The organism is Prevotella sp. SGI.167 (assembly GCF_050313615.1).
GTDB lineage: Bacteria > Bacteroidota > Bacteroidia > Bacteroidales > Bacteroidaceae > Prevotella.
Window position 1 is genome coordinate 22,963 of record NZ_JBNPLT010000035.1, and the last position, 6,328, is coordinate 29,290.

The following is a 6,328-nucleotide window of genomic DNA, read 5'->3' on the forward strand; positions in this document are numbered from 1 at the left end:
CAAAAAGACTATTGTCTTAACTCCTCAGCGACCGTAGGGAGCGATAACTCCTTTAACTCCTGAATTTGCGAAACTTGAATAAATGGTAATAAAAATAGAAAGTTATGAAGAAATTTTTCTCAATGCTAGCTTTGGCTAGTCTGTCTTTGAGCTCATTCGCTCAGGACGCAACTACTCAGGAGAAATACAGTGTTGCTACCAATTCTTTTTGGAGCAACTGGTTTTATGAGGTTGGCGCAGATTGGAATTCCTGGTATTCTGCCCAGGAAAAGGGCGCAGGATATTCCAAGAGCCCTTTCAAGAAGTTCCGTTCCAATCCTGGTGTTTCTCTGGCATTTGGCAAGTGGTATACTCCTGGTGTCGGTTTCCGTACCAAGATTCAGGGCATCTGGGGTAAGTTTGTTGATGCTGATGGCAATGATGCTACCAACGAGGGCAACGGTAATAAGTACTGGGTTGCCAATGAGCAGGTGATGTTCAATCTCAGCAATCTGCTTTATGGCTACAACGAGAACCGTGTATGGAATCTCATCCCGTTTGCCGGTGCCGGTATCGGACGTTCCATGACTCACAATGCCTATGCTTTGGATTATAGTGCCGGCATCCAGTCTTCCTGGAAGATTGGAAAGAAGACCAACCTCTTTGCTGAGGTCGGTGTGAATTCCTTCGATGCTGATATTGATGGTTGCGCAGGCAACAGCCGCAATACCTTTACCCGCCGTTGCAATAATTTCTATGCTGAGGTAGGTCTTACCTTCAAGTTGGGTAGAGGTACATGGGATAAGACACCGGATGTCGATGCCATCACAGCCCTTCATCAGTCAGAACTCGATGCACTCAATGCCACATTGGAGGATGCCAATGCAGAAAACGAGCGTTTGAGAAACGAGTTGGAGAACCAGAAGACTGCCGAGACCCAGGTTGTCAAGCAGTTTGTAGGTACTCCGGTATCTGTTTTCTTCAATTTGGGTAAGTCAAAGATTGCTTCCAGGAAGGATCTGGTCAATGTGGAGACTCTTGCGAAGTATGCCAAGGAGAACAATTTGAAGTTGGTTGTGAATGGTTATGCTGATAGTGCTACCGGTTCTGCAGCCTTTAACGAGAAACTTTCTCAGGCTCGTGCCGAGCGAGTAGCCGGTTTGCTCGTCAAGATGGGAGTTGATAAGGACAATATCATCGTGAAATCAAACGGTGGTGTGAAGGATTTGGATCCAGTTTCATACAATCGTCGTGCCACTATTCAGATTTCTGAGTAATGATAAGGCACGGATTACACGGATTTTATGGTGCTAATATAAGTAAAGCGATAACCATCTCTCATAAAAAATCCGTGTAATCTGTGTAATCCGTGCCTAAAAACAGGTGAAAAGGGGGTAAAAACACCGAAAAATGGCTTTTTTTGAAGAAAAATGCAGAAAAATGAAAAAAAGTTGCTCAAAAATTTGGTGGAACCGGAAATTGTTTGTACCTTTGCAACCGCTTACGAAAAGTAAGGGCGCTTAGCTCAGCTGGTTTAGAGCATCTGCCTTACAAGCAGAGGGTCGGCGGTTCGAATCCGTCAGCGCCCACAGGGGTGTTTTTCCCTGTTGGTCATACTTATGATGAGCGGGGAAATTTTTAGAGGGCGTTTAGCTCAGCTGGTTTAGAGCATCTGCCTTACAAGCAGAGGGTCGGCGGTTCGAATCCGTCAACGCCCACTTCTAATGAAGGTCTTTCAACGAAAGTTGAGAGACCTTTTTTTAATTAAAGCTAAAAAATATCGTTTTTCGCTGTTTTCTCAGATTTATTCATTAACTTTGCACCCTATATATAATACGTATTAATATGAATTTAGATTTATTGACTGCCATATCGCCTATAGATGGTCGTTACAGGGGAAAAACAGAGCAACTCGCTAACTATTTCTCAGAGTATGCTCTTATTCGTTATCGTGTTCGAGTAGAGATAGAGTATTTCATTACTTTATGTGAATTGCCTTTGCCACAGTTGGCTTCTTTCGACAAGTCGCTGTTTGAGCGCTTGCGTGATATCTACCGTAACTTTGACGAAAATGAGGCTCAACGTGTCAAGGACATTGAGAAGGTAACTAATCACGACGTAAAAGCCGTAGAGTATTTCATCAAGGAGGAGTTCGATAAGATTGGTGGATTGGACGACTATAAGGAGTTCATTCACTTCGGTCTCACTTCTCAGGACATCAACAACACCAGTGTACCGCTTTCTGTCAAGGAGGCTTTGGAGGAGTGCTTCTACCCACAGGTAGAGGAACTTATTGCACAGCTCCAGACTTATGCTGACGAGTGGAAGGATGTGCCTATGTTGGCTAAGACTCACGGACAGCCTGCGTCTCCTACACGTTTGGGTAAGGAAATCATGGTTTATGTTTATCGTCTTACCGAACAGCTTGAGTCTTTGAAGGCTTGCAAGTTTACTGCTAAGTTTGGTGGTGCTACTGGTAATTACAATGCCCACCATGTTGCTTATCCGGAGTATGACTGGAAGGCTTTCGGCAACAAGTTCGTCAGCGAGAAGCTCGGCTTGCAGCGTGAACAGTATACCACTCAGATCAGCAACTACGATCATCTCGGTGCTATCTTTGATGCCATCCGTCGCATCAATACCATCATCATCGACTTGGACCGTGACTTCTGGATGTATATCTCTATGGATTACTTCAAGCAGAAGATCAAGGCAGGCGAGGTTGGCTCAAGTGCTATGCCGCATAAGGTAAACCCTATCGATTACGAGAATAGTGAGGGTAACCTGGGTATTGCCAATGCCATCCTTCAGTTCCTGGCTCAGAAGCTTCCGGTAAGCCGCCTGCAGCGCGACCTTACTGACAGTACCGTGCTCCGTAACATCGGTGTGCCTCTCGGTCATAGCGTCATCGCTATCCAGAGTACCCTGAAGGGATTGCGCAAGCTCATCCTCCACGAGGAGAAGTTGCAGGAAGACCTGAATAATACCTGGGCTGTCGTAGCTGAGGCTATCCAGACCATCCTCCGTCGTGAGGCTTACCCACATCCATACGAGGCTTTGAAGGCATTGACTCGTACCAACAAGCACATGACTGAAGAGACCATCCATGAATTTATTCAGGGCTTGAACGTCAGCGACAGCGTGAAGGCTGAACTGATGGCTATCACTCCAAGCAATTATACGGGCATCTAAATACTACCGGCTTCCTCCAGGGTAGCAATAGCATGAAGATATTCAACATAATATATTTATAATTATTTTTTCACTAACCCGGCCGTGAGGCTTAAATTAAGATTTAAAGAAAATGGATTCAGAATTCGGAAACAAACCTCAGGATCATGCATCTGAGAAAGAGAACACCCGAGAGGGCTACAACCCAGCAGGCGGTTATCAGAAGAGTTATCGCCCAGTAGGTCGCACTCAGCGTCCACGTATCAACACTCATCGCTCTTCATTCAGCAGCGATAGAAGTAGTAGTAATAGTGAAGGCGGCTTCCGTCCAGAAGGATTCGGAGCTGGCTTGCAGAGCTCTAATACCGAGCGCCCACAGCACAGCGGATACCAGAGCCGTGGCGGTTACAACAGCAACCGTGGTGGTGGTCATCGTCCTCAGCAGGGTGGTTACAGCAATGGTGGCAGCTATGGTCGTCCTCAGCAGGGTGGCTACAACAGCAACCGTGGTGGCTATAATAGTAATAATGGTGGCGGTTACGGCCGTCCTCAGCAGGGCGGTTACGGTCGTCCACAGCAGGGTGGTTACGGTCGTCCTCAGCAGGGTGGCTACGGTCGTCCACAGCAGGGCGGTTACGGTCGTCCACAGCAGGGTGGCTACGGTCGTCCTCAGCAGGGTGGTTACGGTCGTCCACAGCAGGGTGGCTACAATAACAACCGTGGCGGTGGCTACAACAACAACCGTAGTGGTGGCGGTTTCCGTCAGCGCACACCAGGTTATGATCCTAATGCAAAATATAGTCTCAAGAAGAGAATTGAATACAAGGAGGAGAACTTCGACCCTACAGAGCCATTGCGCTTGAACAAGTTCCTCGCCAATGCTGGTGTATGCTCACGCCGTGAGGCTGATGAGTTCATCCAGGCTGGTGTTGTTACCGTTAATGGTGAGGTGGTAACTGAGTTGGGTACCAAGATTCTTCGCACCGATGAGGTGAAGTTCCACGATACTCCTGTTTCTTTGGAGAAGAAGGTTTATGTATTGCTCAACAAGCCTAAGGATTACGTTACCACTAGCGATGATCCTCAGCAGCGCAAGACCGTGATGGACCTCGTGAAGGACGTTTGCCCAGAGCGTATCTATCCTGTTGGTCGTCTCGACCGCAATACTACCGGTGTACTCCTTCTCACCAACGACGGTGACCTGGCTTCTAAGCTGACTCACCCTAAGTTCCTGAAGAAGAAGGTATATCACGTACACCTCGACAAGAACCTTACATCTCATGATATGGATCAGATTCGTGAGGGTATCACTTTGGAAGATGGTGAAATCAAGGCAGACGCTGTCGAGTATGCTGACCAGCACGACAAGTCACAGGTGGGCATCGAGATCCACAGTGGCAAGAACCGTATCGTTCGCCGTATCTTCGAGAGCCTTGGCTATCGTGTAACTAAGTTGGATCGTGTACAGTTCGCTGGATTGACCAAGAAGAACCTCCGTCGTGGCGACTGGCGCTTCCTTACAGAGAAAGAAGTAGACATGCTCCGCATGGGTGCTTTTGAATAAAACAGAGTAATAAACAATGGAAAAGATTAAAAGAACTAAGGTTGTAGACGTGCTCAAGAGCACTGCCTACAACTCAATCGTGAATGTAAAGGGATGGGTACGTACCCATCGTAGTAGCAAAGCAGTCGATTTTATCGCTCTTAACGATGGTTCTACTATTAATAATGTTCAGATAGTAGTCGACCCATCAAAGGTCGATGAAAATCAGCTTCGTCAGATCACCACTGGTGCCTGCATCAGCGTAGTGGGTACTCTGGTTGAAAGCCTGGGTGCCGGACAGAGTGTTGAAATCCAGTGTGACAGCATCGAAATCTATGGTCTCTGCGGTGGCGACTATCCTATGCAGAAGAAGGGACAGAGCTTCGAGTACATGCGTCAGTATGCTCATCTCCGTCTCCGTACCAATACCTTCGGTGCCGTGATGCGCATCCGCCACAACATGGCGATGGCTATCCACACTTACTTCCATGAGCATGGATACTTCTATTTCAACACTCCGCTCATCACAGCGAGCGATTGCGAAGGTGCTGGACAGATGTTCCAGGTAACCACCAAGAACCTCTACAACCTCAAGAAAACAGAGGATGGAAAGATTGACTACTCTGATGATTTCTTCGGAAAGCAGACTTCATTGACTGTTTCCGGTCAGTTGGAAGGTGAGCTGGGTGCTACGGCACTCGGTGCTATCTACACCTTCGGTCCAACCTTCCGTGCAGAGAACAGTAATACTCCTCGCCACCTGGCTGAGTTCTGGATGGTAGAGCCAGAGGTTGCTTTCCTGGATATGGACGGTTTGATGGAGTTGGAGGAAGATTTCATCAAATACTGTATCCGTTGGGCACTCGAGCACTGCAAGGACGATCTTGCGTTCTTGAACAAGATGATTGATAAGGGCTTGATCTCTCGTTTGGAGGGCGTATTGAATTCCGATTTCGTTCATCTCCCATATACCGAGGGTATCCGCATCCTGCAGGAGGCTATCGCCAACGGCAAGAAGTTTGAGTTCCCATGCGAGTGGGGTGATGACCTGGCTTCAGAGCACGAGCGTTTCCTCGTAGAGGAGCACTTCAAGCGTCCAGTCATCATGACCAACTATCCAAAAGCTATCAAGGCATTCTATATGAAGATAGACGAGGAGGAGAGTGGTTTCGGTGGCAAGAGCGGTCAGACCGTTCAGGGTACCGACGTTTTGTTCCCACAGATTGGTGAAATCATCGGTGGTTCAGTCCGTGAGGAGAGTTATGACAAGTTGATGGGTGAGATTGAGGCTCGCAACATTCCTATGAAGGATATGCGTTGGTATCTTGATACCCGTAAGTACGGTTCATGTCCACATGCAGGTTTCGGTCTCGGTTTTGAGCGTCTGATTCTCTTTGTAACCGGTATGCAGAACATCCGTGACGTGATTCCATTCCCACGTACACCAAAGAACGCAGAGTTCTAAATCTCTGTGGTCATAAGATAAAGAGGGTGTGTCATAAGTTCATGACACACCCTCTTTTTTCTTCCCACAGTTCTCACAGATTTTTTACCTTTTAAAGTCCCCACAGTTCTCACAGATTCCCACAGATTTTTTACCTTTTAAAGTCACGCAGATTTCGCAGATGACGCAGA

General features: G+C 47.3%; 4 protein-coding genes and 2 tRNA genes. All 6 read left to right on the forward strand.

Annotated features, from left to right (window positions below):
* The first annotated feature begins 104 nt into the window (after window positions 1–104).
* The 6 genes from ACQRBJ_RS13635 (at window position 105) to asnS (ending at window position 6,158) form a co-directional block, all read left to right on the forward strand.
* Window positions 105–1,256 carry an OmpA family protein gene (locus ACQRBJ_RS13635; protein WP_445303917.1) on the forward strand — a complete coding sequence of 384 codons (1,152 nt, stop codon included), beginning with the start codon at window positions 105–107 and terminating at the stop codon, window positions 1,254–1,256.
* Window positions 1,257–1,493: 237 nt separating this feature from the next.
* Window positions 1,494–1,568: transfer RNA gene (locus tag ACQRBJ_RS13640), tRNA-Val, on the forward strand.
* Window positions 1,569–1,622: 54 nt separating this feature from the next.
* A tRNA-Val gene (locus ACQRBJ_RS13645) sits at window positions 1,623–1,697 on the forward strand.
* A 127-nt stretch (window positions 1,698–1,824) separates the two neighbouring features.
* Complete coding sequence (purB, locus tag ACQRBJ_RS13650) at window positions 1,825–3,171, forward strand: adenylosuccinate lyase (RefSeq protein WP_217761732.1); 1,347 nt, start codon at window positions 1,825–1,827, stop codon at window positions 3,169–3,171.
* Between the two features lie 112 nt (window positions 3,172–3,283).
* Complete coding sequence (locus ACQRBJ_RS13655) at window positions 3,284–4,714, forward strand: pseudouridine synthase (protein WP_445303918.1); 1,431 nt, start codon at window positions 3,284–3,286, stop codon at window positions 4,712–4,714.
* A 16-nt stretch (window positions 4,715–4,730) separates the two neighbouring features.
* The gene (gene asnS, locus ACQRBJ_RS13660; protein ID WP_445303919.1) at window positions 4,731–6,158 is read left to right on the forward strand and encodes an asparagine--tRNA ligase; all 1,428 of its coding nucleotides are present in this window, start codon (window positions 4,731–4,733) and stop codon (window positions 6,156–6,158) included.
* Window positions 6,159–6,328: the final 170 nt, after the last annotated feature.